This is a genomic window from Haloplanus ruber (assembly GCF_024494725.1).
Classification (GTDB): Archaea; Halobacteriota; Halobacteria; order Halobacteriales; family Haloferacaceae; genus Haloplanus; species Haloplanus ruber.
The window spans coordinates 133,891-159,839 of sequence record NZ_JANHDK010000003.1; the positions used below are offsets into that span (position 1 = coordinate 133,891).

The window sequence follows — 25,949 nt, forward strand, 5'->3', positions numbered from 1 at the left end:
ATGCCAGAGATTGAAATCGATCCGACGACGCGCATCGAGGGTCACCACAGCACGACCCTGAACGTGGAGAACGGCGAGGTGACGGAGGCGAAAAGCCACATGGACATGTTCCGTGGCATGGAACTAGTCGTGTTGAACCGGCCGCCGTCCGACGCGCCGGTGTTCACACAGCGGGTGTGTGGGGTCTGCTTTTCGGTCCACCGACAGACGTCGCTGCTCGCCATCGAGAACGCGGCCCGGAACGCGGGCGTGTTCGACGGTATTCCGGAGACCGCTCGGAAGATGCGCAACCTCCTCGAGAGCATGGCGACGCTGTGGAATCACGCGGTCCACATGTTCGCGCTCGTGGGACCGGATTACAGCGACGCTGTCGCCGACACGGGGTTGACGCGCCTCGATCCGATGGAAGGCGAGGGATACACGGCCGCCCTAGAGGCACAGCGAAAACTGCTCCAGGGCTTCGCCGAGTTCGGTGGGAAAGCGCCCCACCCTCTGACGTACGCGCCCGGCGGCATGTCGGCCAACCCCACTATCGAGAAACTCCAACAGATCCGCGACCAGGTGGCGTTTGTCAGCGAGTGGCTCGGCCCGACCGACGCCGTGCCTGACGTCGTCGAGAACGTCCGCAACGGCGAGTTCGACGACTCGCTCGGCGCGGGACTGCACGACATCGTCTCCATCCTCCTGGCCGCCAAGGAGGCCGGCGCCGACGACTTCGGCGTCGGTCCCGGCCGGTACTACTGCAACGGCATCTATCCCGACGCGAACGGCGAGGACAAGATTCCGGCGGGAATCTACGTCGACGGCGAACTCTCTCACCCGAGCGACGCGGAGATCAAGGAGGCCATCACCGAGAGCACGGCACGGTCGTGGTACACCGACGACTCCGGCGGGTCGCCGATGGAGGCGTCCCCGCCCAAACCCGACCCGGACAAGGCCGACGCGTACTCGTGGGGGAAAGCCCCGCGGTACGACGGCATGAACATGGAGACGGGATCGCTGGCGCGCCTGATCGTCACCGAGCGTGACCCGTTCGACCTGCGGGCGACGCTCGGCGGCGACCCCACGAAAAGCAGCACGCTCAACCGCCTGATCGCGCGGGCACAGGAGGCCCTGCTCCTCCGCGATCAGATCCTCGACATCCTCGACGACATCGACCCCAACGGGACGGTCAACGTCGGCTGGAGCGACGACTTCAGCGGCGAAGGCGTCGGCCTCTGGGAGGCGTCTCGCGGTGCGCTCTCCCACTGGGTGAAAGTCGAAGACGGCACCATCACCAACTACCAGATCATTACGCCGACGCTCTGGAATCTCGGCCCACGCGACGAGTCGGGAACGCCGAGCATCTTCGAGACGGCCGTCGAGGGGATGGCGGTCGAAGACGTGGAGAACCCGATCAACGTCATGCGAACGGTGCGGTCGTTCGACCCGTGTCTGGCGTGTTCGGTCCACGTCGAGAGTCCCGAGGCAAGCTACACCGAGGAGATCACCCCGGCGTCGCCGGGCGGCGCGATGACCGGCGTCGGCGACACCCCCGTCGCCGGTGAGGAGGTCGACGAGCCGTGACCGCCTCCGAATCCGGATCGGGTACGGGCGCCGACGACGCGGCGTCGCTCCGCCGACGGGCCGGGGCGCTCGTCCGCGCGGCGCTCGCGTCGCCCGAGGAGGCCGACGACCGGTACCGGCGCGTGCAGGCGCTGAAAGGGCGTGTCACGGTCGAACGCCACAGCCTGGGCGCGCGAATCTCCCACTGGGTGCAGGCGTTTCTGATGTTCGTCCTGATGGCCACCGGCTACGCCATCTGGACGGGCACGTACGGCCCGCTCAACGTCGTCCCGTGGGACGGCTACTACCTCGCGTTCGGCCTCCACCTCTGGGCGGGGATTCTCCTGCTGTCCGTTTTCTTCGTCCTCTTTCCGCTGTATCACGTCTACGTCGACGGCCACCGCCAACTGGCCGAACTGACCGACATCCGCGTCGCCGTCCGGGTCGGTCAGGCCTTTGTCGGTCTCAAGTCGTATATCCCGGGCTATCACGCGGCTCGGCAGACCTACGACGAGACGGACGGCGACTGGGTGGCCTACCACCCTATGCAGAAGACGTTCTTCTGGTGGGTGTCCATCCTGTTCGGCGTCCTCGCGCTGACCGGGTTCGGGATGTACGCGGAGATGCGCACCGACCCCGCCTGGTGGATCGAGCTTCTGGGCGTGCTGGACGGGTACGTCGGCTTCGTGGTGTTGAAACAGATCCACCTGCTGGTGTTTTTCCTCATCGTCGCGATGATCGTCGGCCACGTCTACTTCGCGGTGTTGCCGAGCAACCGGGCGACGCTTCGGTCGATGGTGTTCGGCGACATGGAGGCGTACGTCCTTGGGGGTGAGGATGACGACGAGCAGTGAGCCGGCGCGGGCGTCGACGGACGCGACACAGGCCGTCGTCGGCGTCGGGAGTATGGTCATGCGCGACGACGGCGTCGGCTATCACGCCGTCGAACGCCTCCACGAGCGGTCGCTGCCAGCGGGCGTAACAGCGACCCACGCCGGGACGACGGCCTTCCTGGCGCTGGAGGCGATGAGCGGAACGGATCGGGCAATCGTGGTCGACGCCCTCGCGCTGGACGACGAGCCGGGAACGGTTCGTGCGTTCCGCCTCGACGATCCGGCCACGGAGCCTCCGGAGGTAACGATGCACGACTTCAGCTTCAGCGACGCGCTCAGCGTCGGTGACGCCGCCTACGACCTGCCCGACCGGGTGTCGCTCGTCGGCGTCGTCCCCGCCCGACTCGAACCCGGGGTCGAACTCTCGGACCCCGTCGCGGCGGCGCTCCCCGACCTGGTGTCGCTGATCGAATCACGACTCACGTCAGCATGAACGGACACTGGTACTGCACCGACTGCGAGGAACGGATCGACAAGGACAGCATCGACGACCACGAGGCGCGCGGTCACCACGTCAAGGGGCATTTCCGTCCCGACCGCCTGCTACCGGGCGATCCCGAACTCCTCGGCGCGGAGGTCGGACGCGGCGACGGGGGTGGGCGCTGATGTGTCTCGGCGTCCCCGGGGAGATTCGCGAGATCGACGGCACCGAGGCGGTTGCCGACTTCTGGGGTGTCGAACGCCGCGTCCGACTCGACGTGGTCGGCGACGCCGTCGAGGTCGGCGACTACATCCTCAATCACGCCGGCTTCGCCATCCGGAAGATCCCCGAACGCGAGGTCGAGGAGACGATGGCCATCTACGAGTCGCTCTTTGGCGACGACGTCGACGAGGCGCTCGACGAGATCGGTGCCCCCCGCGGCGCCGACATCGACCTCGGCGGGGAGCAGGGCGACGCGGAGGCGGACGCGGCGGTTCCGGGTGATACCGATGGCGACTGAGGCCGACGACCTGAAGTTCCGCGATCCGGAGGCGGCCCAGGAACTCGCCGCCGACATCGAGCGGCAGATGGAGCGCATCGACCACCCGGTCGAGATCATGCACGTCTGTGGGAGTCACGAACAGGTCATCGCCAAGTTCGGCCTGCGGAGCATGCTCCCGTCCGATCTGTCGGTGACGATGGGACCGGGCTGTCCGGTGTGTGTGACGAACATGCCGGAGGTCGACGAGGCGGTGGCGCTGGCCGAAGCCGGCACGACCGTCGCGACCTACGGCGATATGTTTCGGGTGCCGGGAACCGTCAAGAGCCTCGCGGACGCCAAAGCCGAGGGGGCAGCGGTCGAAGTCGTCTACAGCGCGAGCGAGGCGGTCGAGTACGCGGCCGCCCACCCCGACGAGGACGTGGTCTTTTTCGCTACTGGCTTCGAGACGACCGCCGCCCCCACCGCGGCCGTCCTCCAGGCCGATCCCCCGGAGAACTTCTACGTCCTCTCGGCGCACAAGTACGTCCCGCCCGCGATGGAGGTGGTCGCGGAGATGCCCGACACCGACGTCGACGCCTTTCTCGCCGCGGGACACGCCGCGACGATCACGGGCTACGGCCTCTTCGAGGAGTTCGTCGACGAGTACGACACCCCGGTCGTCGTCGGAGGGTTCGAACCGCTCGACGTGCTCTACGGCGTCCGGCGCATCCTGGAGTTCGTCGAGTCGGGGACGAGCGGCCTCGACAACGCCTATCCCCGGTGTGTCTCGCGTGACGGCAACGAGGCGGCGATGAGCGCTATCGACGAGGTGTTCGCGCTGACCTCGGGTGAGTGGCGCGGCATCGCCGACATCCCGGACGCCAACTTCGTCCTCCGGGAGGCGTACGCCGCACACAGCGCCCGCCGGCAGTTCGACGTCGACCCCGTCTCGGGCGATGGCGACCCGCTCACCGAGGAGTGTATCTGTGGCGACATCATGGCTGGCACCGCCACGCCGGAGGACTGTGCCCTGTTCGGCGAGGAGTGTACGCCACAGAATCCGGTCGGCGCCTGTATGGTCTCCGACGAGGGCACCTGCAAGATCCGACACGAGTACGGGGGCCATCCGGAGCTATGAGCGACGACGCCCGCGACGAGGAGACGGTCACCGTCGCACACGGTGGCGGCACGGGACGAACCCGTGACTTCCTCGAAGACAGCGTTGTCCCGCGGTTTGGCGGCGACGCGGACGGACTCGCGGTCGGCCTCGACGCCCTCGACGACGGCGCGGTTCACGAGGTGGGTGACCGGTCGGTGGTCGTTACGACCGACAGCCACGTGGTCTCGCCGCTCTCCTTCCCGGGGGGTGACATCGGGCGCCTGGCCGTCTCGGGGACGGTCAACGACCTCGCGGTCATGGGCGCGACGGAGCCGCTCTCGCTGACCTGCTCGCTCGTCGTCGAGGAGGGCGTCTCCGTCGGGTTGCTGGAGGACGTTCTTGATTCGATGCAGGCCGCGTGCGAGGCGGCGGGCTGTGCGGTTACGACCGGCGACACGAAGGTGATGGGTAGCGGCGACGTCGACGGCGTCGTGATCAACACGACCGGCGTCGGTGTCCTGCCACAGGGGGCGCACGTCCCCGACGCCGGTCTCTCGCCCGGCGACAAACTCGTCGTCTCCGGCCCGGTCGGTGATCACGGCATCACGCTTCTGGCCGAGCGCGAGGGGTTCGACATCGAGGGCGATCTGACGAGCGACGTCGCGCCGGTCAACGACCTCGTCGCGGCCGCCCTCGACGCCGGCACCGTCACCGCCATGACGGACCCGACGCGTGGCGGCCTCTCGACGGCGCTCAACGAGATGGCCCGGAAAGCCGACGTCGGTGCCCTCGTCGACGAGACGGCCGTGCCGGTGCGCGACTCGGTCGCCGCTACCGGCGAACTCCTGGGGATCGACCCGTTCGACGTGGCAAACGAGGGGACGGTCGTCTTCGGCGTCGACGCCGCCACCGCCGACGCCGTCGTCGACGCACTCCGAGCCACGCCGCTCGGCGCGGAGGCCGCCGTCGTCGGCGAGGCCGTCACAGAGCACACCGGGCGGGTCGTCCTCGACACCGGCTTCGGGCGCCGCTATCTGAGCGAACCGGAGGGCGAACAGTTGCCGCGGATCTGTTGACGATGCACGAACTCAGCGTGGCGGAGGCGTTGCTCGACCACGCCGCCGCGGCGGCCGCCGACCACGACGCCGCCAGCGTCGAGGCCATCACGGTCGAACTCGGGGCGGCGACGCACGTCAACCCGACGCAGTTGCGGTTCTGCATCGAGACTGTCGCCGAGGCGACCTTCGACGCCGACCTCACCGTCCATATCGACCCCGTCGATCCGCGAGCGACCTGCGAGTGTGGTTGGGCTGGCGACCCCCCGTCGTTCGAGGGCACCGCCGCGGTGGTGCCGACAGCGCGCTGTCCGGAGTGTGGCGGCCCGACGGAGTTCACCCGCGGAATGGAGTGTCGTCTGGCGAGTGTCACCGTCCCCGACACGCCGGCGGCGGCCAACGCGACCGACACGGAGGACTAACATATGAAACCTGTTCACGCACACTCGACGCACTGTCCGCCAATCGACCACCTGCTCGCGGCCCTGTTCGGACGCCGTGAGGCGTCGCCTGTCGCCCGCACTCACCGATTCGGACACGACGACGCGGCCGAGACGGCGACGGGCGACGACGTGCTTGCGGAGTTTCGCGCACAGGCGCGGGACCTGCACGAACGACTCGTCCACGAGCACGGCGTCTTCGTCGCCGAGTTCCTCGGGGCGACCGGGAGCGGCAAGACCACCCTCGTCGAGCGCCTCATCGAGCGGGCACCGGCCGACGAACGGATCGGCGTCATCGTCGGCGACGTGGCCGGCGACGACGACGCGAGCCGCTACCGAGACCACGGTGTCGCCGTCACGAACGTCACCACCGGCAAGGAGTGTCACCTCGATCCGGGCCTGATCGAGGACGCCCTCGCCGACTTCGACCTCCACGCGCTGGACACGCTCTACGTCGAAAACGTCGGCAACATGGTCTGTCCCGCGGACTTCCCGCTCGGTGCCCAACTTCGCGTCCTCGTCGTGAGCACGACCGAGGGCGACGACGTGGTGCGCAAACACCCACTGCTCTTCCAGGCCTGCGACGCCGCGGTCGTGAACAAGGCAGACCTCGCGGACGCGGTGGGCGCCGACATCGACCGGATGGCCGCCGACGTCGCGGACGTGGCTCCGGGGTTGGACCTGTTCCGCACCAGCGCCCGCGACGGCGACGGGGTCGAACCGCTGGCGTCCTTCCTCGATGGGGTTCGCGCCGACGGTCACGACCACCACGGCCACCGCCACGGCGCAGACGAACACCTGGGGTGAGGATGTCCGCCGAACGCCGTGCCACCGTTCGCGTCTCCGGTGTCGTTCAGGGCGTCGGATTTCGCCCGTTCGTCTACCGAACCGCCGTCGACGCCGGCGTCACGGGCTACGTCCGCAACGCCGGCGGCGTCGTCGAGGCTGCCTTCGAGGGGACACAGGCCGACGTCGAGCGTGTCGTTACGGCGATCCGAACGGACGCACCGCCGCTGGCGTCGGTCGACGCGGTCGACGTCTCCTGGGGTGTGCCACGCGGCACCGAATCCTTCGAGATTCGGGACTCGACCGCGGGACCGGGAGAGGCGCTCGATACGCCGGTGCCGCCGGATACGGGGGTCTGTGACGCGTGTCTCTCGGAGATGCGGGACCCCGACTCCCGCTATCACGGCTACTGGGCGACGGCCTGTGTCGACTGCGGCCCGCGGTTCACCGTCGTTAGGGACGTCCCCTACGACCGATCCCGGACGGCGATGGACGACTTCCCGATGTGTGCGGCCTGTCGGGAGTCCTACGAGACGCCGACCGACCGCCGCTACCACGGGCAGGCCATCGCCTGCCCCGACTGCGGGCCGACGCTGCGCTTCGAGGTCGACGGCCGGACCGTCTCGCGTGGCCACGACGCGCTCGGTGCCGTCGCCGACGGCCTCGCCGACGGCGAGGTGCTCGCGGTCAAGGGAATCGGCGGCGTCCACCTCGTCTGTGACGCGACCGATCCGGCGGCGGTCGACCGCCTCCGCTCGCGCACGGGCCGACCCGCCAAACCCTTCGCCTGTATGGCCCCCTCTCTCGACGCCGTCGCGTCGTTCGCCCGCGTCGGCGACGCCGAGCGGGCGGCCCTGCGGGACGTTCGGCGACCGATCGTCCTTCTCGACCGGACGGCCGAGGCGGACTGGCTGGACGCCGTCGCGCCGGGGCTGTCGACGGTGGGCGTCATGCTCCCGTACGCCGGCCTGCATCACCGTATCTTCGATCACGTCGACGGGCCACTGGTCGCCACGAGCGCCAACATGCCCGGAGGGCCGATGTGTACGACCGCCGCGGCGGTCCGGTCCCGTTTGGACGGGGTCGTCGACGGGGGACTCTTTCACGACCGCGATATCGTCGCTCGGTGTGACGACAGCGTGCTCCAGGTCGTCGACGGCGCCACGCGGTTCGTCAGGCGCTCCCGTGGCTGGACGCCGCGCGCGCTTCCGAACCCCGTGGCCGGCGACGGCTCTCCTGTGCTGGCGGTCGGCCCGGAGCGAGACGCGACCGTCGCGCTCGCCGAGGGTGACCGCGTCGTCCTCTCCCAACACCTCGGCGACGTGACCGGCCCGGACACGACGGCGTTCCACCGCGAGGCCGTCGCCCACCTGCGCGACCTCACCGGCATCGACCCGGCTGTGGTCGCCCGTGACCGCCATCCCGACTTCCAGACGACGGCGGAGGCGGAACGGTACGCTAGCCAGGGCATGGACGGTCCCGTCGCCGTCCAGCACCACCACGCACACGCCGCGGGCCTGTGCGCCGAACATGGCGTCGAGCGGGCCATCGTCGTCGCCGCCGACGGGACGGGATACGGTCCGGACGGGACCGTCTGGGGTGGCGAAGTGCTCGATGTCACCTACCAGGGATACGAGCGGATCGGCGGTCTCTCGCCGTTCACTCTGCCGGGCGGCGAGGCGGCCGTCGAGTATCCGGCGCGAATCCTCGCGGCTCTGCTCGCCGACCCGGACCGCATCGACGAGCGCCTCGTCGCGACGGACGCCGTCGACTCGCCGTCCGACGCCGCGGTGGTCAGACGGCAAGCCGCCGGCGACGTGAACGCGCCGACGACCACGAGCGCCGGTCGGTATCTCGATGCGGTCGGTGCCCTCCTAGACGTCTGTGATCGGCGGACGTACGAGGGCGAACCGGCACAGCGGCTTGAGGCGACGGCGACCGATGGGGACGCCCACGCGGTGTCTCTCCCGTTCGATACCCAGGCGGGGCGTCGCGTGCTCGATACGCACGCGCTCGTCGGAACGCTCGCCGAGCTAACGGGTGAGCTGTCGGTCGCCGATATCGCCGCGACGGCACAGGACACACTCGCCCGCGGACTCGCGGACATCGCGATTGAGGCCGCCGACGAACGCAGTGTCGACGCCGTCGGCTTCACCGGCGGCGTCGCCTACAACGACGCCATCTCGCGACGGTTCCGCGCGTGCGTCACGGACGCGGGCCACACCGTTCTCGCCCCGGACGCCGTTCCACCGGGTGACGGCGGGGTTGCGTACGGACAGGCCATCGTGGCGCTCGCCCGCCGGCGCGACGGAGCCGTCGACCGCTGACGACGCCGGAGTCGGCCGTCTGTGGGCGACGCCGCCCGCCGAATCACTCCGCCGTGTCCACGACTTCGTAGTTGATATTGCCGTCCCGGAGGCGATCTAGGTGCGTCGAGAGTTCGTCCGCGGCGGCGAGCAACAGGACGTCCAGCCCGCGGGCGGCGGCCGCCCCGACGGCCGCCGGCGTCCCGAAGCGCACGTCGGGGTCGAGGTCGGCCGCTAGCGCCGCCGCGTACGCCTCGGTCCCCGCCGTCGCGACCAGGTCCGCGTCGGCAGCGTGGCCGGCGAACGTCGCCGTCTCCACCGCCGCGCTCCCGCCGTCCTGTACCCGCGGGATCGAGACGGCGGTCACGCGCCCGAGGTCGTAATCGAGGACGCCCTCGAAGTCGGTGACGCCCACGTCCCGCCCCGGATCGGCGCTCGTGACCGCAACCGCGGTTGTGCTCCCGGTCGCGCCGGGGGTTGCCCGGAGGACGCCGTCGCGCATCGACAGCGAGACGGCCTCGCCCTCCATAATGGGCGCCGTGGCGAGTGCGGTCTCGATCTCGACTTGCCCGATCACGTCCTCGGCGACGTGGCCGACGAACTCCCGGAGTTCGTCCGTCCGGCCGATGAGCCAGTCGACGCCCTCTTTGGTCACCTCGTACCGTCCGCGTCCCGGACTCCGGACGTAGCCCTCCTCGATGAGTCCCTGGAGGTAGTCGCTCACCGCCTGTGCGGTGATGCCGATGTCGTCAGCGATCTCCCGCTGACTGACGGCCGGCTGTCGCTCCGCGATTCCGACCAGGATCTGATACCGGGTCGCAGCGCGCTTGCTCCGCAGGACGCCCGCCTCGCGGTCGGCGCTCTCTTCCATCGTCGTCTTTCCGCCCGCGTTCGTCAAGTACTTTTTCCCTAGTCCGGGCGTAGTTGTGGTTTTCGCGCCGATACGGCAAGACAGCTTTGCTCGGCGCAGATCCACTTGTGCGGAGATCAACCACGCCTGCCGTCCTCCTCGTACCGACGAACCTCGAATTCGGCGTAGCCGCCGTACGCGACATCGAGTGCGCCGACCCACCAGTTCCACCGCTCGGCGAGCGACGAGCCTTCGGGGGCGTCGGCGAGTTCCGCGACGAGCGTCTCGGTAGCCAGCGGCGTCCCCCGGTCGGCCGCCAGACGGCCGGCGTCCGTCAGGTCACGGGCCGCCCGGACCACCGCCCGACGCTCTCCCGCGTCGGCGTCGAAGGCGTCGGCGAGCGCGGCGTCGAGGCGGTTCTCGTCCACTATCGCCACCACTCGCTCCGCCGTTCGCGGTAGCTCGCGTCCCGGAACGGCGGGGGTTTCTCGCCGTCGGCCTCGGCGCCGAAGACGTGTGCCAGCCAGTAGCCGACGTGCCACCCCACCGCCTCGGTGTCGAGGCCGACCAGCCGAATCTCGACCCGGGTGTACGTCTCGATGGCGCCGTCGCCGTCCGGATCGGTGCCGTACGTGTTGACACACGAGCCACTCGATGCCCCACAGGCTGGCGTCGCGCCGAACTGGACCCGGACCGTCGCGTCCGTCGCGCTCGTCCGCTCGAAGGAGAGGTTGTCGGGCATCCCCGGCGCACCCGCCTCGTAGTACGACAGGGTGTGTCCGACCTGCTGGTCGACTCCCTCCGGGTCCGAGGCGTTCTCCCGGTCGACCTGGACGGTGAACTCGCCGCCGTCCCACGGGAACGCCCGCTCCGTCGCGTTGGGCTGCGGTTCGGTGTAGATGACCGACCGCGCCTGCATCACCGACTGTGGCTCGTCGTCGTGCCCTCGCCCGAGCGTGTGCCCGAGTTCGTGTTCGGTGACGAGCGTCGTCGAGTCGTTCGACAGCCCCGTTTTCACCCACACCTGCTCCGGGCGCTCGACCATCCGAGGGTCGGTGATCCGCGGGGCACACCCCACCGCGTCGGTCACGCCGCCACAGTCGGGTAGCGTGTCGGTGAACGTGACCACGAGGTCCGGGTTCTCGGCGTCGGGGCGCACCTCGTACCGGACCGGAAAGCCGAGATACTGCTCGTCGTTCGCCTCCCAGAAGGCCGCCGCCTCGCGCACCCGCGGCGCGAACGCTCGCTCGCGCTCACCCCGGTTGCGGACGGCGATCACCACCGGACCGCTCCCCCAGGGGTTTCCGCCCGGCGTCGGCGTAGCGGTCGGCGCCGTCGGCGTCGGCGTCCCGCCTGATCGCGTCGCCGGGTCGTCGGCCGCCGCCTGGACTGGGGTCGGCGTCGCCGTCGTCGTCCCCGGATCGAACGGCGTCGTACACCCCGCGAGGACGAGCAAGCCGACGACCACGACCGTCCGTGCCGTCATACCGCCTTTCGGGGACGAGGGCGCAAAAACCGTTTCCCCCCGGCGGTCGACGCCCGGACGACGATTACTCCTCCGGGTCGACGTTCGCCAGCCGCATCGCGTTGCCCGTGACCGCGAGGCTCATGCCCATGTCACCGATCACGACGGCGTGGATAACGCTCACCAGACCGAGCGGCGCCCCCGCCGCGAGGACTAGCTTCACGCCCAGCGACGACCAGATGTTCGTCTTGATGACGCCGTTCGCCTGCTGGGAGAGCGCAACGAGGTAGGGGAGCCGCGTCAGGTCGTCACCCATCAGCGCCACGTCGGCCGTCTCGATGGCGGTGTCGGTGCCCGCGGCGCCCATCGCGACCCCGACCGTCGCGGCCGCGAGCGCCGGGGCGTCGTTGACGCCGTCGCCAACCATCGCCACGCCGCCATTCGTCCGATTCCACGGCAGGCGAGCGTCGTCGGCCGCGGCGGCCTCGGAGTCGGCCGCGAACTCGCGGATCGCCGCCACCTTCTCGTCGGGCAGGAGGTCGGCCCGCACCTCGTCGACCCCCACTTGCGACGCGATGGCGCGGGCGGTCCGCTCGTTGTCGCCGGTCAGCATGACCACCCGCTCGATCCCGAGGTCGTGCAGACGGTCGACGGTCGCGGCCGCCGCCGGGCGGACCGTATCGGCCACGGCGATCACCCCTTCCAGTTCGTCGGCCGTGCCCACGAGGACGACGGTCTTGCCCGCGGCCTGCAGGCGCGGGACCACGTCGTTCACCAGGTCGAGATACCCCCCCTGACCGTGGTCACAGCTTGCGGGTTCGATGTCGCCGACGGCGAGACCCCCGTCGGTCGCCACGTGAGCGTGTTCGAGGTCGAACCCCAGCGACTCGAACAGCGCCGGCTTGCCCGCGTAGTGAGTGACCCCGTCCAGGTCGGCGCGGACGCCCTCGCCCGTGATCGACTCGAAGCCGGTCACCTCACGCTCCCCGACCCCGGCGTCGGTCGCGTGCTCGACGATGGCCGTCGCGATGGGGTGTTCGCTCCGTCGCTCCATCGCGGCCGCACACGCCAACACGTCGCCCTCGCTCGCTCCGTTCAGGCCAACCACGTCCGTCACGCCGAGTTCGCCGGTCGTGATCGTCCCGGTCTTATCGAGGGCAACGGTGTCCACCTCGCCCATCGCCTCTAAGCGGTCGCCGCCCTTGATGAGGACGCCGTTGCGCGCCGCGCTCGTGATTCCCGAGACGACGCTGACGGGCGTGCTGATGACGAAGGCGCACGGACAGGCGACGACCAGCAGCGTCAGCCCGCGGACGAACCACGTCTCGAACGGCGCGCCGACGAGCAGGGGTGGGACGAGCGTCGTCGCCACCGCCAGCGCCACCACCGCCGGCGTGTAGTAGGACGCGAACCGGTCGACGAATCGCTCGCGCTCGGACTTGTCGCGTTCGGCGTCCTCGACCAGGTCGATCACCTTCGACAGCGTCGACTCCGCCGCGAGCGCCGTCGCCTCCACCTCTAGGTAGCCCTCGGCGACGATGCTTCCGGCGTACACCTCGTCGCCCGGCGCGACGTCGACGGGCACGCTCTCGCCGGTGATCGGCGACTCGTCGACCGCACTCCGACCCTCGCGGACGACGCCGTCGACGGGCACGCGGTCGCCCGGTCGCACCACCACCAGGTCGCCGACGGCCACCTCGTCGACCGGGACCGTCTCCTCGTCGTCTCCGGCGGCTTCGCCGCCCTCACCGGGCGTCCCCGACGCTTCGCGTCGCACCGTCGCCGTGTCGGGCGAGAGGTCCATCAGCTCCGACATCGACGACCGGGCGCGATCCATCGAGTAGCGTTCGAGGAGTTCGGAGACCGAAAACAGCACCGCGAGCGTCGCCGCCTCGAAGGGGAGATCGACCGCGACGGCGCCGACCACGCCGGCGCTCATCAGGAAGTCGATGTCGAGGCTGCGGGTCCGCACCGAGTACCACCCGTTCCGCAAGATGGCCTGCCCAGCCACCACTGCCGCGAGGACGTACAGCGCCCAATCGACGGTGATCGTCCGCCCGAACCCGGACGCGAGCGTCGCGTTCGCCCCCGTGAGAGCGTACTCGAAGGCGACCCCGAGGAGCAACGCGACGGCGCCGAGGCCGGTCTTCAGCGCCCGCCGACTCCGCCAGACCGACGACGACTCACGCTCGCCGTCGATCACCTCGTAGCCGGCGTTCTCCACCGCCGCCACCACGTCGCCGCGGGCCGCCCGCTCGGGGTCGTACCGCACCTCGACGCGGCCGGACGCCGGCCGCGTGTCGTACTCGACGACGCCGTCCAGACCAGCCAGCGCCGACTCGACTTTGCCGGCACACGACGAACAGTCCATCGACGGCACCGCGAACGTCTCCGTCTCGGCATCGGCGACGGTGTAGCCCGCCGTGTCGACCTGCTCTCGAATCGCCGCCGCCGTCGTCGCCTCGGGGTCGAAGTCGACGATCAGCGTCCCCGAGGCCGGTCGGGTCTCGACCGACCGCACCCCCGCAAGCGTCCGGACGCTCCGCTCGACCTTCCCGGCACACGAGGGACAGTCCATCGCCGGAACGGACGCACGGAAGCGCTCGCCCCCGTTTGTCTCCGGGTGGCCCTCTGCCCCCCCGGCCGTACAGTCGCACTCGTCGCTCATTAGGTCGTGCTAGCCCGCACGTACATATTAACCCTCCTGCCAACAAACACGTTCTGGAATGTAATGACTAGTAACTCGAAGCAAATTTATTAATAACTCGCCCGTTGGCCACCGGCGGTCGTCCGGGTCCCGGGCGCGTCGGCCGCGACGCTCGGTTTCGACGTGCTTTTTATCGGCGGCCGTCTGAATCCGGGCATGGCAGACTTCAAGGTCGTCGTTTCGGACCCGGCCACGGGTCGAACGGAGCAGTTCGAGGCCGACGGACAGGACGCGAACCGATTTCTCGGGCGCGAACTCGGTGACGAGGTCGACGGCGGCGCCGTCGGCCTCGACGGCACGACGCTCGAACTGACCGGCGGGTCCGACGACGCCGGCCGCCCCCTCCACGCCGATGTCGCCGGCCCGGCGCTCAAGGAGGTTCTCCTCGAAGGTGGCGTCGGCTTCGACCCCTCCCGTGACGGCGAGCGAAAGCGTGTGACCGTCCGCGGCCGCGAGATCAGTGAAGCGGTGGCACAGATTAACGTGAAGGTCGTCGACGGCGACGCCGGCTTCGGCGAGGACGAGGCCGACGAGGACGCCGACGCCGAGGAGTAGTCGTGTCCGACCGCGTCGCCAGCGACGGGGATGCGGTGACGACGTATCGCGCCGAACTCGCTCGGAGCGGCGGCACCCGTCGGCCCTGTCTCCGCCTCCCCGACGACGCCGCTCTCGACCCCGGCGAGTTCGTTCGCCTCGTTCTCGACGGCGACGAGTATCACGCCCGCGTCGACGCCGACGCGTCCGGACTCCTGCTCCGTGGTGCCTACGACAACCGTCGCCTGGCGCGGAGCGACCGCGAAGGGACGAACCGCCTCGTCGAGTGGGTTCGCGGGACCGACCTCGAGGCCGGCCGGAGCGTGGACTTCGACGAGGTGACGCCGGGACACCTCTACGGCGCCCGCGTGCCCGGTCGCCGGACGGTATATACGGTCACGCGCCAACCGGACGACTCTCTCGCTGCTATCGCCGAGGACCTACACGACGACCAGTAGCCGGAGCACTCCCCCGGCGAGCAACAGCGTTCCCGCCAGCGCGAGCAGAACGATCACCCACGTCGGCCGTTCGCCAATGCCGACCCGTTCGCCGAGTGGGGTGTCCGCGCCGACGACGCTCACGACGCCGACGATCAGGATCCCGACCCCGAAGAGGGCAGTCAGCGCCGAGAGGATGTCCAGCGACCCGCGCAGGTCGACCGCCCCGTCGACCACTAGGCCGGCGCCGAATATCGTGTAGGCCACACCCGAGAGCTGTGATCGGTTCACGGCGGACCGACGGTGACGACCCTCAAAATCCCGTCGACCGTCAGCGGTCGCTCGTCCGGAAACGACTCTTCTTTACGCCTCGACCGCCTGCCGACGGTATGAGCGACCCCGACCTCGCCGCCTTCCTCGCGGGCGACTACCTCGACCACATCGCGCTCTATCTCACCGACGACTACCTCGACGACGACGGCGCACTCGCCGACCACGGCACCCCCGTCGACGGCGGCGTCGTCCTCGTCGTCCCCGGCGAGCAGGGCCGCCGCCTGTTCTCGGCCGGCACCGGCATGGATGCCATGGCCTTCGCCAAGGAGGCGATGGGTGCCGAGGGCGACATCGACTCCGGGTTGACCGGGGGCACCTGCCCCGACTGTGGCGAGAGTGCGGCCTTCGTCCTCGCCTTCGCGGAGGCGCAAAACGAGGAGGTCGGTGGCATCTACGCCGCGGGCGACGTGATCCACGCCTACGCCGCCTGCCCCGACGGCACCGCCTTCTCGGATCGCTGGGTCGTCGGCGAGGCGTAGCTACTCGCCTGCGGCTTCGAGCAACCCGGTCATGTAGCCGACGGCGAACAGCCGTCCGAGTGTGTGATACCCCGGGTTCGAGTTATCTTCGCCGGCCATCGTCGGCACGTGATCGGGGCGCATCGGCCCGTCGAACCCCACCTCCTCGTAAGCGCGCATGGCGGCGAGCATGTCGGTCGGGCCGTCGTCGTGCCACGTCTCGACGAACCGGTCGCCGTCGCCCTCGACGTCGCGGAAGTGGACGAAGTTGATCCGGTCGCCGAACCGTCGAATGGCCGCCGGGATGTCAGCGCCCATGGCCGCGAAGTTCCCCTGACAAAACGTGATGCCGTTGTACTCGCTGTCGTAGCTGTCCAGTACGCGGTCGTACGCCTCGACGCTAGTGATGATCCGTGGCGTCCCGCGCACCCACTCGCGTGGCGGGTCGTCGGGGTGCAAGCCGAGTTTCACCCCCGCCTCCTCCGCGACGGGAACGACCGTCTCGAGGAAGTAGTCGAGTGCCTCCCACAACTGTTCGTGAGTCACCGCCTCGCCGTCGTCGCGTCCCCGCAGTTTCGCGTCGGTGTACCCGGTCACGTAGGAGCCCCCGCGGGACTCGACGTGAGCCTCGGTCCGCGCCCAGCGGAGACCAGCCATCCAGTCGTAACAGACGACCGGAATCCCGACCCGGCCGCAGTCCCGGAGAAAGGTCTTGAACGTCTCGATGTCCTCGTCGCGGCCCTCGTGGCCGAGGCGAATCCGGTCGGAGATGGGGACCGATCCTTCGAGCACCGCAAACTCTAGGCCCGCGTCTTCGAGCCAGTTTCGGAGTCCGAGCAGGTCGTCGAACGACCACTCCGTCCGCCCGTCGCCGATCTCCAGCGGGTGGATGACGGCCTGCGTGACGCCCATCTGTTTGGCGAGTTGCCACCGTTTGTCCGGTTTGGGGGGAAGGATGAGCGCGGGTTCCACCATGCGTGGGGATACGCCCCGGCGTAGATATATGCCAGGGGTGACCCCGACGCCGTCTACTCGTCGGCCGTCTCGTCGTCTTCGAGTAACCGCTTGAACGCCGACAGGATCACCCGCTTGGTCGTGGCTCCCTCGGTGGTCCAGTGGTGGGCGTAATCGAGCATGTCGTCGTAGATGTCGGGCTTACAGCCCGCCGCGCGGGGGTGGCCGCCGCCGTTGACCTGTTCTGCCACCTCGTGACACCGCTCGAACCCCTCGCTGCCGCGGATGCTGGCGCTCCCAGCGGGTTTGACGATCACCGAGGCGTCGGCGCCCTGTTCGCGGAGCGCCTCGGCCACCTCGTTTTGCGAACACCGGCCGTAGGTAACCCCGACCGTCCACGGGCCGACGGCGTGCAGGTCGGCGCGGTCGACCGCTCGTTCGATCAGTCGCTCTTTCTCGACGCGCCGGTGGTCGAGGTAGTCGACGACCGGCTCTGGGAGTGCCGGGCCGTACCGCCCGACGACGGTTACGTACTCCTCGGCGCTCGCCCAGTGGGCGTAGTCCGCAAGGTCGTCGCTCCGGGGGTCCTCCTTGATCCAGAGGTCGTGATCCCGCGTGACCGCCGCGAGGTCGACGAGATGCTCGGGAAAGTCGTCGTCCAGGGAACGAAGCGCCACGTCGGCGGTACACTCCTCGTCGGACGCGCCGATCACGAGGTCGACACCTGCCGCCCGAACCGCGGCCGCCACGTCGTCGTCCCACTGGTGGTGGTCGAACCAGCGAACCGTCGACGCCCGGGCGGTCACCGCCTCGACCGTCTCGGTGATCGACTCGTCGTCCGGACAGAGGTCACAGACGTAGACGTCGACGCCGGGGTCGGCGTAGTCGGCGACACGGTCGAGCGCCTCGGACAGCGAGTGGGGGCTCGCGGTCACGAGACCGACCGGCGAGTCCTCGGTTTCGTCCTCGTCGTTCTCCTCTCCGTCGTTCGATTCCGGGGCCAGCCGCGCCGCGAGCGACGCCTCGAACGGTGCCACGTCGAGTGCGGCGTCGTAGCGTTCCCGCAGGAGGGCCACGCAGGCGAGGCCGTCGGCGTCACCGTCGGCGACCACCACCGCCTCCGCGCCCTCGATGGCCTCACGGGCGCGGCGGTCGGCGTACTCCTCGTCGAGCGAGTCGGGGTAGAAAAAGCCCGCCCCGGGCAGTCGGGACTTCCGCGAGAGGGAGATGTCGTCGTCGTCGATCAGGTCGTCGTCCATATCGACTGGATGCGGGCCGTCCCGAAGTATCCCGCGATTCGGCCCGTGACGGCCGAACGCCGGCGGTCGCCCCGATCAGGCGCTCGCGGCCGCGTCGCCCACGCCGTCCGCGTCGTCGCGTTCGGCCTCGTCGAGTTGGCGGACCGTCAGCACGGGCACCGGACAGGTGCGGACGACCCGCTCGGCGACGCTGCCGATGAGAAATCGGTTTTCGCCGTGGCGGCCGCGGGTCCCCATCGCCACCATGTCGGCGCCGTGTTCGGTCGCGTACTCTCTGATCTCCGTCGCGGGTCGCCCCTGACGGGCGGCGGTCCTGACCGGACGGTCGGCGGCCGATTCGACGTCCTCGAGGGCCGCCTGCCCGGAGTCGTCGAGAGCGGCGCGCATCTCCTCGCGCACCTGTTCCGGTGAACTCTCCACTTCCCCCTCGTCGACGACGTAGAGCGCGTGCACCGTCGCGTCGAAGCGCTCGGCTAAGTCGAGGGCGACGCTCACGGCCCGGCGAACGCTCTCGGAGCCGTCCGTCGCGATGACGATGGTGTCGAACACGCTCGCGGCTTCGCCCGGTCGGAACATAAACCCGTGGTCCGGGGGCACGGGGCGGGCCTTGGGGGAGCGTTTTTGCCCGTGGCCCGCACAGACCCGCCCATGACCGATCCGCTCTCGCCGTCGCTCGTACTCGTCCCCGTAGACGGGAGCGAGGAGTCGCTCGCGGCCGTCGAGTATGCTGCGGCCATCGCCGAGGAGTACGACGCCGCGGTCCACGCGCTCTACGTCGTCGGCGACGACGTCGCCCGCGCCATCGACACCGGGGCGGTCGACGACGAGACGCTCGCGGCCGACTCCGAGGCGTTCCTCGAGGCTGTCGTCGACACCGTGGCCGAGGCGAACGCTCCGCTTTCGACGTCGATGGCCCACGGCTTTTCCACCAGTCGCCTCTCCCGGCATCCGGGCAACGTCGTCCTCGACACCGCGGAGGAACTCGGTGCCGACTTCGTGGTCGTCCCCCGTGAACCGCTCTCGGGTGAGACAGATGACGTCCTAGCGAAGGCCGCGGAGTACGTCCTCCTCTACGCGAGTCAGCCCGTGCTCTCGGTCTGATCGGCCAACCGGATCGACATCTCGTGTTCGAAGCTCTCGGTGTCGCTGGCGCGAAAGCCAACCTTCTCGTAGAGGCTGATCGCCGGATCGTTCCATCGCTCGACGCTCAGCCACACGCGCTCGAAGCCCACCGCGGCGCCGGCACCGAGAAGCGTCTTCAGTAGCCGGGTGCCGATGCCCGCGTGCTGGTAGTCCTGCAGGACGAAGATGGCGAGTTCCGCGGTGTTCGCGGGTTCGTCGGGGACGAGCGTCGCGTGGCCGACGGCGCTGCCCTCGTGGACCGCCACCACGTTCACCGTCTCCTCGCCCGTAATAGCATCGAGCCACTCGGTGATGCGCTTCTCGCTCGTCGGCGGGATGCCTTGGGCGCGGTCCGCCGGATCGAACGCCTCGTACATCGCCGTCAGCGCCTCGCGGTCCTCGGGGTCGTATCGTCGGATGGTGATCGACCGCCCCTCGCGGTCCTCGAACGTCGTTGGCGGTCGGGGGAACGGCCCCGCAACCTCGTCCGGATAGTCGTCGGTCATCGGACCAACGTCACCGAGACGTGGGAGTTCAACAGGACGAACTCGGCGATGCCGCCCAGTTTGATCTTGCCCATGGGGCTGGTTTCGCCGCCACCGAGGACGATTCGGTCGTACTCCTCTTGCTCCGCGAGTTCGACCAGCCGACTCCCCGGGTCGCCATCGAGGTGTCGAACCGACGCGGAAGTGGCCGCGTCGTCGAGGACTGCCCGTACCCGCTGTTCGATCCCTTCGGGGTCCGCCTCCGTTGCCGGGTTCCGGAGGATGGCGACCGTCAGGTCGTCGCCCGTCTCGGCGACGCGGGCGACGGTGCGCTCCAGTGCGCGGATCGAGTCGTCGCTCCCGCCGATGCCCAGCAGTAGCTTCATAGGCGGTTCCTCGGAACGCCGAGTGAAAAAGGTACGCGCCACGCCGTCAGACGGCCGGCGGACGGCGACGGAACGCTTTTGACTCGGCGACCGGAACGCCGGCACATGAGCGACGACGCGCCGGCGACCGAGGACGGCGTGGAACGGGGGGCCGCCGACGACCGGAGCGGCACCCACGGCGCCGATCCGGCGGACGACGCTACCGCGACTGGGGAGACCGACGCCGACGACACGGGGTCGGTTCCCGCCGACGTGCGCAAATACGAGCGCTTCAAGAAGATGGACGGCGCCGAGTACGAGCGTGTCAACTCCTTTCTTCGCGACCGGACGTACGTCACGGCCCGCGAGTGGGCCATCGCACGGCTCTGTGTCGACTTCCGCACCGAAACCGGCGTCGAGATGACCAAGATTGGCGAGAACCTGCCACGACTCGTCCCCTTCATGACCGACACCTACACGCCACAGGCGGTCAACCAGGCCCGCTCCTCCTTCGAGGATAAGGTCCAGAAGGCGGGCGCGACCTTCCTCTACGGCGCGATGTCCGGCTTTTTCACCGCCGAGGAACTCGACGAACTGATGTACGAGGTGACGGAAGTCGCGAAGTTCTTACTGGAGGTGGAGGGTGTCGACCTCTCGGTCGCCGAGGAACTCGACGCGGAGGACCGCGTCTCCGAGGCCATGCGCGAGGTCCGAGAGTCGAGTGCGGAACTCCGGGACGACCTCGACTAGCCGATGTTCTCGCCGGCGGCGGTTCCGAACGTGTCCATGATCGCGTCGTAGGCTCGATCCCCGCGCACCGTCGTCCACTCGGGGAAGACCCCCTCGAACCCCTCGAAGGGGGTCCAGCCGCACTTCGAGTGGAGTCGCGCCCCGTCTATCGGCCGTGTCTGTGCTACATCGTACAGCGCTAGATCGGCGTCCATCCCCGCCTCGATCCGCCCCTTGCGATCCAGGCCGAAGGTCGCGGCCGGCGCCGCGGCCGTCAGGTCGCGAACCCGTTCGACCGTCAGCGGGCCGTCCCGGGTTTCCGCCAACAACAGCGGCACCATCGTCTCGACGCCGGGGACGCCGCTCGGCGCCGCGAGCAGCGGCGCCTCCTTCTCGGCGCGGGTGTGTGGCGCGTGGTCCGTCGCCACCAGATCGACCCGACCGTCGACCACCCGTTCGTAGAGGGCCGCCCGCCGCGTCTCGCTCCGAAGCGGCGGGTTCATCCGCCCGAAGGTGCCCAACTCGTCGAGGTCCGCTCGGGAGAGCAGGCAGTGGTGTGGCGTCACCTCGCAGGTCACCCGGTCGGGGGCGTCGGCGACGATATCCACCGCCTCCGGCGTGCTGGTGTGGGCGACATGGAGGTGAGCGCCGGCGTCGGCGCCGACCTCGACCGCCCGTTCGACGGCCGCAATCTCGGCCTCAGGGGTGCGGTACGCGCTCCAGGCGTCGGCGTCGGCGTCCTTACCCACCCCGTCGCCGGCGGCGTCGCGAGCGTCGGTGTCGAAGCGGGTCGCGTCCTCGGCGTGGACGGTCACGGGGACGCCCGCCTCGACGGCTCGGTGGACGGCGTCCTCGAATAGGTCGCCGTCGATCCCCATCTCGCCCGTGGAGTCGGCGAGAAACACCTCGCCCAGTGCGACGAGTTGGCGGTCGAACAGCGTTTCGGGGTCCCACGACTCGGTGACGCCGCCGTTGATGCCGTAGTCGACGAGCGAGTCTCCGGCACACAACTCCTTCTGGTCGAACGCCGCGCCGGTCGTCGTCGCCGGGTCGGTGTTGGGCTGGTCGATTACCGCCGTCACCCCGCCGGCGGCGGCGCTTCGTGACCCCGACCGCCACGTTTCCTTGTGCGGCGCGCCGGGTTCTCTGAAGTGGACGTGGACGTCGATGGCGCCGGGGAGCAACAGACGCTCTCGGGCGTCGATCACCTCCCCCACGGCGTCGAGACCGGTTCCCACGGCCGTCACCTGCGTATCCTCCACCCGGACGTCGCGAACCCGGCCGTCGGCTAGCCGTGCGTTCCTGACGAGCATACCCCCACCTGTCACCCGGTCGCCGTAAGTCTCCCGCTCACACCGCCTGCCGGCGAACGGCCGTATCGTCGCCGATCAACGCCCGTTCGACCGCCGTCCGGACCTGTTCCGGATCGGCCGGCCCGCCGGCGGCTGCGACGCTTCCGACGCTCGACGGATCGAACGGCTGGCCGAGGGCGTCGTACACCGGCGCGAGGACCCCTGCCAGCGTCTCGCGGTCGGCCACCACGACACATCCGGCCACCAGCGCCGCGTCGGGTCGCACCCGCTGGGCGATTCCGACCACCTTGCCGCCCGCCTGCAACGAGTGACTGCCGGGGCAGAAGGAGGCTGACGGCTCCCCCGGTGTCGCCTCGACGCCCACTTCGGCCAGCGCCCGCCGCACCTGCTCGGTCGTCGTCTCGTAGCGAGCCGTCATCCCGGCACGAGGGTCCGCTACTGGCATCGAGCGGGCGAACGCGACTGTTGACGCCGTGTGCGCGACGGCCCGGCCGCCGACGCGCCGCTCGACCGGTTCGTACCCCTGCTTTCTCGCCACCGCGCGGGCACGCTCGTATCCCGGTTCTGCGGCGTCGCGCCGGCCGAAGGCAACCTGTCGGTGGGGAGTCCACACCCGCACCGCCGGTTCGCCCGTCTCCCCCGTCCGCGCGAGCATCGCCCCGGTCCGCTCCCGGTCGGCCTCGACCGTCGCCGCCCGGCCGCACAGGACACGCATGCAGGGTCGTTGGGGTGGATGCACATAATTGGCGAGGCCGAGCGACCGACGGGAGCGAGGCCTCGGGACGGAGCGGCGAGGTGGTGGTGAGTCGCCCGGCGGCGTGCGCCCACAACCCGGCGACCGGTGGCGTCTTCGCCCGAGATATCAAGGTATATCCCTCGCCTCACCCGAATCTCTCCATGACCGCCGACGCGATGAGTCGAGACGAGATCGACGGCGCACTCCGTGACACCGGTGCTGGCGTCCTGTCGCTGACCGACGGGGCGGAGACGTACGCGGTGCCCGAATCATTCGGCTACGACGGTGACGCCGTCTACTTCCAGTTCATGAACGGGGCGGACAGCGACAAGATGCACTTTGTCGAGACGACGGAGGTGGCAACGCTCACCGCGTTCACCCAGGACCCTGCGCGTAGCGTGATCGTTCGCGGCGGGCTTTGCCCCGTCGCCGACGCGGACGAACCGATCGCGATGCGAGCTATCGCGGCCAACGCAACTATTCCGACCGTCGACGTGAGCCTCGACACTAATCCCGACGAACTCACGTTCGCGTTCTATCAGCTGTGCCCGGACGAGCGCTCGGGCCGAGCGTTCGGCGTCTCGCCGCCTGTTCCCGGCGCCTGATCGTCGCCCGCACCGGCCGACGAACGGCGGTGTGTGCATATAAGGCCGTCCGCCCCAACCCCGGGTATGGTCACCGTTCCAGCCTCGGCGCTGTCGCACTTTCGGCGGTTCTCCCTGTTTAACTCCCCGTACGCCGCCCACGACCGCGGGTGTGCCATCGACCTCTATCCGGCGAGCGACCGCGCGCCGTCGCCCGTCGCGGGCGTCGTGACAGACGTTCGGAGCGTCCGTGCGCCACCCCAGCCTTATGCCGTCGCCGAGGACCACCTGATCCTGATCGACACCGGCGACCGGGTCGCCCGCATCCTGCACGTCGACCCCGCGGTCGGTCCGGGGGACCGCGTCGCGGTCGGCGACACCCTCGGTGAGACGATCCGCTCGGGGTTTTTCGCCCCCTGGGTCGACGATCACGTCCACCTCGGCTTCCGGGACCCGGACGCGAACCCCTACCGCGCCGCCGGATCGTTGCCGGTCACGGTCGACGTGCCCGTCCGCGCACTCGACTGGGACGGGAGCGGGACCGTCCGCGAGGTGGGCGAGACGTACGTCGTCCTCGACCGACCCCGACACCCCGATCCGGGGTCGTGGGTCGGTCTCGCCGGCGCTCCGGGCGTCGTCCTCGACGGCGGGTGTCCACACTACGACGGGGGTGGCGTCCTCCCGGCCGCCGGAGACGCCACGGCCGTCTCGGTGGCCGGGGACCGCGTCGGCATCGCCGCAGACCGGACGGTGACCTGGGACGACGTCACCCTCCGGGCGAACGGCCGCCCGCTCACCGGTCTGTCGCTGTTTGTCGCCCGCGACGCCGGGTTCGGCGCGAAACTCGTCGCACCGGACCACGAGTTCGCGCGCGGTGATCGGGTCCGGGTGTCGGTGACGCCGTCGTGAGCCGCGGTTCGACGCACGCCCGCGAGACACTTTTGGGTATGCTCGCCAAACGGACGGTACGATGAGCGACGACTCCGATGTGCCCGGCCGCCCGGCGGACCGAGAGTCGCCGGTCGGCGAACCGGTCGTCCGCGCCGACCCGTCGGTGACGGGCGAACGGGCGAACGAGGCCGTGGGATTCGACCCCGACGACCCCGAAAGCGTGCAACTCGCCGCGGACGTGGTCCGCTCGTTCGCCGAGGACACCGTCGGGTCCGAGGACCACGTTTACATGCTCCGCGGGGCGGCGGCGTGTGCCGCGCTGGTCCGCGGCGTCGGCTCGTATAAGGCCGCCGCCGAGCGCGCCGGGGGTGACGTGTCGGTCGCCTTCATCCGCAAGTGGGCGCGGGTTCACGACCTCCCGCAGGCGATCCGCCGTCACGTCGCCCGGGGAACCATCGCCCCCACGGCGGCAAAACACATCGCCCGTGTCGGTGGCGACGACCGCTATGCGCTGGCGTGGGCGACGCTCGAACACGGTCTCACCGTCCGCGAGATTCGTCGCCTCGCGAGCGAGGTAAGCGACGGCCGCTCCGTCGACGCGGCCCTCGACGACCGTGGCCTCACCTTTGGCCGCATGGGGCTGACGCTCCCGCCCGCGCAGTATATCGAACTCCGGCGCCGGGCGTCAATCGAGAACCGTGAGCCGGACGACCTGGTGGCCGAGGCGCTCTCGACGTATCTGGACTTGTGACCGGCGTTCCCTCCGCCGGCGGCCGTCGTCGCTGAAAACGCTTATACGTGTGCCAACGATATTTTTCGGTGAGGGCCGGTAGCTCAGTCAGGCAGAGCGTCTGGCTTTTAACCAGACGGTCGGGGGTTCAACTCCCTCCCGGCCCGTGAGAAATCCGCGAGCGACAGCGAGCGGTTTCGAACGACCCGTGGAGGAGTTGAATCGGGGAACGGAGCGAAGCGGAGTGACCGTGGTTCACCTCTCTCCCCGCTTCTTCGGCAAACGAGAGCGAGAAGCGACGAGGCTACTGAAGGCCGCTCCACGAGCGGGCGGCGACACGCTTCACCGCTCATCCGACGACGACCAGTCGTGCCTCGACCGGCCGGCGCCCGTTGACGACCACGCCGACCGTGTGGTGGCCGCCGGCCGGATTTCGGGTGACACCGTACTCGACGAACAGGGTGCAGTCGGTTGGTGGGTCGGCGAACCGCGCGACGAGCGCTCCGTCGGTCGTGACCTGCCACGACGTCGCCTCAACGGTCCGGTCGTCGTCGGTCCGAACTTGCAGGTCGCGGGTTCGCGCCGCCGCGGCATCGAGCGATCCGTAGTCGACCCGGACGGTTCGTACGGGGGTGGTAGCCCCCAGTACGAGCGTATGCTCGACGGGTCCGCCGGTGTCGCCCGGTACAGCAGGATCCGCGAGAAGCGTCGCTGTCGGGGGGCGGCCACCCTCGGCGTCCGCCCACCCGGAACGGGGCTGTCCCTCGGCGAGCGGCGTCCAGCACGCGAGATCAACGGCATCCGGCCGCGTCGATGGTGCCACGGTCGGTCCCGTGTTCCCGCCGGTGTCGACCGATCTGTCTCGAACCCGGGGTGGCGGCGGGCTGACGAGGGCTTCGAGCGCCGCACGTGGTGACCGCTGACTCTCTCGTGGATGCATAGCCGTCGGTGTACGGGTGAATTCCTGTCAG

Annotated in this window: 31 protein-coding genes and 1 tRNA gene; 19 read left to right on the forward strand and 13 right to left on the reverse strand. The window is 69.7% G+C overall.

Features of this window, described 5'->3' with window-relative positions; all coding sequences use genetic code 11:
* Genes NO878_RS11205 through hypF form a run of 10 tightly spaced genes read left to right on the forward strand, consistent with a single transcriptional unit; the run spans position 1 to position 9,047 of the window.
* Positions 1-1,566 (forward strand): nickel-dependent hydrogenase large subunit, encoded by a 1,566-nt coding sequence (locus NO878_RS11205; protein WP_256406079.1) that lies wholly within the window; start codon positions 1-3, stop codon positions 1,564-1,566.
* Positions 1,563-2,399: a cytochrome b/b6 domain-containing protein gene (locus tag NO878_RS11210; RefSeq protein ID WP_256406080.1), complete on the forward strand. Its 837-nt coding sequence runs from the start codon at positions 1,563-1,565 to the stop codon at positions 2,397-2,399. The genes NO878_RS11205 and NO878_RS11210 overlap by 4 nt, the downstream gene beginning before the upstream one ends.
* Positions 2,383-2,871, forward strand: coding sequence for a hydrogenase maturation protease (locus NO878_RS11215; RefSeq protein ID WP_256406081.1), 489 nt, complete (start codon positions 2,383-2,385; stop codon positions 2,869-2,871). The genes NO878_RS11210 and NO878_RS11215 overlap by 17 nt, the downstream gene beginning before the upstream one ends.
* Positions 2,868-3,044 (forward strand): hypothetical protein, encoded by a 177-nt coding sequence (locus NO878_RS11220; protein ID WP_256406082.1) that lies wholly within the window; start codon positions 2,868-2,870, stop codon positions 3,042-3,044. The genes NO878_RS11215 and NO878_RS11220 overlap by 4 nt, the downstream gene beginning before the upstream one ends.
* Positions 3,044-3,379, forward strand: a complete 336-nt coding sequence (locus NO878_RS11225; protein ID WP_256406083.1) for a HypC/HybG/HupF family hydrogenase formation chaperone — start codon at positions 3,044-3,046, stop codon at positions 3,377-3,379. Before NO878_RS11220 ends, NO878_RS11225 begins: the two co-directional genes overlap by 1 nt.
* The gene (gene hypD, locus NO878_RS11230; RefSeq protein ID WP_256406084.1) at positions 3,369-4,478 is read left to right on the forward strand and encodes a hydrogenase formation protein HypD; all 1,110 of its coding nucleotides are present in this window, start codon (positions 3,369-3,371) and stop codon (positions 4,476-4,478) included. Before NO878_RS11225 ends, hypD begins: the two co-directional genes overlap by 11 nt.
* Entirely contained in the window at positions 4,475-5,515 is a 1,041-nt protein-coding gene (hypE, locus tag NO878_RS11235) for a hydrogenase expression/formation protein HypE (protein ID WP_256406085.1), read from the forward strand. Before hypD ends, hypE begins: the two co-directional genes overlap by 4 nt.
* Positions 5,516-5,517: 2 nt before the next feature.
* Positions 5,518-5,916, forward strand: coding sequence for a hydrogenase maturation nickel metallochaperone HypA/HybF (locus NO878_RS11240; protein ID WP_256406086.1), 399 nt, complete (start codon positions 5,518-5,520; stop codon positions 5,914-5,916).
* A gap of 3 nt (positions 5,917-5,919) precedes the next feature.
* Positions 5,920-6,741, forward strand: a complete 822-nt coding sequence (gene hypB, locus NO878_RS11245) for a hydrogenase nickel incorporation protein HypB (RefSeq protein WP_256406087.1) — start codon at positions 5,920-5,922, stop codon at positions 6,739-6,741.
* A gap of 2 nt (positions 6,742-6,743) precedes the next feature.
* Positions 6,744-9,047, forward strand: coding sequence for a carbamoyltransferase HypF (gene hypF, locus NO878_RS11250; protein ID WP_256406088.1), 2,304 nt, complete (start codon positions 6,744-6,746; stop codon positions 9,045-9,047).
* A gap of 43 nt (positions 9,048-9,090) precedes the next feature.
* Here hypF and NO878_RS11255 read toward each other — a convergent pair whose 3' ends face one another.
* The 4 genes from NO878_RS11255 to NO878_RS11270 all read right to left on the reverse strand — a co-directional run bounded on the left by NO878_RS11255 (position 9,091) and on the right by NO878_RS11270 (position 14,009).
* Complete coding sequence (locus tag NO878_RS11255; protein ID WP_256406089.1) at positions 9,091-9,897, reverse strand: DUF7839 domain-containing protein; 807 nt, start codon at positions 9,895-9,897, stop codon at positions 9,091-9,093.
* A gap of 116 nt (positions 9,898-10,013) precedes the next feature.
* On the reverse strand, positions 10,014-10,304 hold the full coding sequence (locus NO878_RS11260) for a WNWW family protein (protein ID WP_256406090.1): 291 nt from the start codon (positions 10,302-10,304) through the stop codon (positions 10,014-10,016).
* Positions 10,304-11,362 (reverse strand): zinc metalloprotease, encoded by a 1,059-nt coding sequence (locus tag NO878_RS11265; protein WP_256406091.1) that lies wholly within the window; start codon positions 11,360-11,362, stop codon positions 10,304-10,306. Before NO878_RS11265 ends, NO878_RS11260 begins: the two co-directional genes overlap by 1 nt.
* A gap of 64 nt (positions 11,363-11,426) precedes the next feature.
* The gene (locus NO878_RS11270) at positions 11,427-14,009 is read right to left on the reverse strand and encodes a heavy metal translocating P-type ATPase (protein WP_256406092.1); all 2,583 of its coding nucleotides are present in this window, start codon (positions 14,007-14,009) and stop codon (positions 11,427-11,429) included.
* A gap of 195 nt (positions 14,010-14,204) precedes the next feature.
* Between NO878_RS11270 and NO878_RS11275 the strand changes: the two genes are divergently transcribed.
* Both NO878_RS11275 and NO878_RS11280 read left to right on the forward strand, forming a co-directional pair.
* Complete coding sequence (locus NO878_RS11275) at positions 14,205-14,603, forward strand: 30S ribosomal protein S6e (RefSeq protein ID WP_256406093.1); 399 nt, start codon at positions 14,205-14,207, stop codon at positions 14,601-14,603.
* A 2-nt stretch (positions 14,604-14,605) separates the two neighbouring features.
* A complete protein-coding gene (locus tag NO878_RS11280) occupies positions 14,606-15,040 on the forward strand; it encodes a DUF7112 family protein (RefSeq protein ID WP_256406094.1) in 435 nt (144 codons plus the stop codon).
* Here NO878_RS11280 and NO878_RS11285 read toward each other — a convergent pair.
* Entirely contained in the window at positions 15,023-15,310 is a 288-nt protein-coding gene (locus NO878_RS11285; RefSeq protein WP_256406095.1) for a hypothetical protein, read from the reverse strand. The two genes, NO878_RS11280 and NO878_RS11285, sit on opposite strands and share 18 nt — an antisense overlap.
* Before the next feature lie 98 nt (positions 15,311-15,408).
* Between NO878_RS11285 and NO878_RS11290 the strand changes: the two genes are divergently transcribed.
* Complete coding sequence (locus NO878_RS11290; protein ID WP_256406096.1) at positions 15,409-15,831, forward strand: DUF5807 family protein; 423 nt, start codon at positions 15,409-15,411, stop codon at positions 15,829-15,831.
* On the opposite strand, the gene NO878_RS11295 is transcribed toward NO878_RS11290, so the two are convergent.
* From NO878_RS11295 to NO878_RS11305, 3 genes are all read right to left on the reverse strand, one after another.
* Positions 15,832-16,785, reverse strand: coding sequence for a mannonate dehydratase (locus NO878_RS11295; protein WP_305882706.1), 954 nt, complete (start codon positions 16,783-16,785; stop codon positions 15,832-15,834). It lies immediately after the preceding gene.
* Positions 16,786-16,838: 53 nt separating this feature from the next.
* Positions 16,839-18,023 carry a DHH family phosphoesterase gene (locus NO878_RS11300; protein ID WP_256406097.1) on the reverse strand — a complete coding sequence of 395 codons (1,185 nt, stop codon included), beginning with the start codon at positions 18,021-18,023 and terminating at the stop codon, positions 16,839-16,841.
* A gap of 75 nt (positions 18,024-18,098) precedes the next feature.
* Positions 18,099-18,572, reverse strand: coding sequence for a universal stress protein (locus NO878_RS11305; protein ID WP_256406098.1), 474 nt, complete (start codon positions 18,570-18,572; stop codon positions 18,099-18,101).
* A 99-nt stretch (positions 18,573-18,671) separates the two neighbouring features.
* On the opposite strand from NO878_RS11305, the gene NO878_RS11310 reads away from it, so the two are divergent.
* A complete protein-coding gene (locus tag NO878_RS11310; RefSeq protein ID WP_256406099.1) occupies positions 18,672-19,124 on the forward strand; it encodes a universal stress protein in 453 nt (150 codons plus the stop codon).
* Here NO878_RS11310 and NO878_RS11315 read toward each other — a convergent pair.
* Both NO878_RS11315 and NO878_RS11320 read right to left on the reverse strand, forming a co-directional pair.
* Positions 19,103-19,651: a GNAT family N-acetyltransferase gene (locus NO878_RS11315; protein ID WP_256406100.1), complete on the reverse strand. Its 549-nt coding sequence runs from the start codon at positions 19,649-19,651 to the stop codon at positions 19,103-19,105. The two genes, NO878_RS11310 and NO878_RS11315, sit on opposite strands and share 22 nt — an antisense overlap.
* Positions 19,648-20,016 (reverse strand): universal stress protein, encoded by a 369-nt coding sequence (locus NO878_RS11320; RefSeq protein WP_256406101.1) that lies wholly within the window; start codon positions 20,014-20,016, stop codon positions 19,648-19,650. Before NO878_RS11320 ends, NO878_RS11315 begins: the two co-directional genes overlap by 4 nt.
* A gap of 105 nt (positions 20,017-20,121) precedes the next feature.
* Between NO878_RS11320 and NO878_RS11325 the strand changes: the two genes are divergently transcribed.
* Entirely contained in the window at positions 20,122-20,745 is a 624-nt protein-coding gene (locus tag NO878_RS11325) for a DUF5806 family protein (RefSeq protein WP_256406102.1), read from the forward strand.
* Here NO878_RS11325 and NO878_RS11330 read toward each other — a convergent pair.
* Positions 20,742-22,037: a dihydroorotase gene (locus NO878_RS11330; protein WP_256406103.1), complete on the reverse strand. Its 1,296-nt coding sequence runs from the start codon at positions 22,035-22,037 to the stop codon at positions 20,742-20,744. The genes NO878_RS11325 and NO878_RS11330 overlap by 4 nt on opposite strands.
* Positions 22,038-22,074: 37 nt before the next feature.
* Positions 22,075-22,752, reverse strand: a complete 678-nt coding sequence (locus tag NO878_RS11335) for a lipoate--protein ligase family protein (RefSeq protein ID WP_256406104.1) — start codon at positions 22,750-22,752, stop codon at positions 22,075-22,077.
* A 182-nt stretch (positions 22,753-22,934) separates the two neighbouring features.
* Between NO878_RS11335 and NO878_RS11340 the strand changes: the two genes are divergently transcribed.
* The 4 genes from NO878_RS11340 (at position 22,935) to NO878_RS11355 (ending at position 25,145) form a co-directional block, all read left to right on the forward strand.
* The gene (locus NO878_RS11340; protein ID WP_256406105.1) at positions 22,935-23,378 is read left to right on the forward strand and encodes a pyridoxamine 5'-phosphate oxidase family protein; all 444 of its coding nucleotides are present in this window, start codon (positions 22,935-22,937) and stop codon (positions 23,376-23,378) included.
* A 66-nt stretch (positions 23,379-23,444) separates the two neighbouring features.
* Positions 23,445-24,266: a DUF8155 domain-containing protein gene (locus tag NO878_RS11345; protein WP_256406106.1), complete on the forward strand. Its 822-nt coding sequence runs from the start codon at positions 23,445-23,447 to the stop codon at positions 24,264-24,266.
* Between the two features lie 61 nt (positions 24,267-24,327).
* Positions 24,328-24,999, forward strand: coding sequence for a DUF7119 family protein (locus NO878_RS11350; protein ID WP_256406107.1), 672 nt, complete (start codon positions 24,328-24,330; stop codon positions 24,997-24,999).
* 72 nt (positions 25,000-25,071) lie between these two features.
* Positions 25,072-25,145, forward strand: a tRNA-Lys gene (locus NO878_RS11355).
* 182 nt (positions 25,146-25,327) lie between these two features.
* On the opposite strand, the gene NO878_RS11360 is transcribed toward NO878_RS11355, so the two are convergent.
* Positions 25,328-25,918 carry a hypothetical protein gene (locus NO878_RS11360; RefSeq protein ID WP_256406108.1) on the reverse strand — a complete coding sequence of 197 codons (591 nt, stop codon included), beginning with the start codon at positions 25,916-25,918 and terminating at the stop codon, positions 25,328-25,330.
* Between the last annotated feature and the right edge of the window lie 31 nt (positions 25,919-25,949).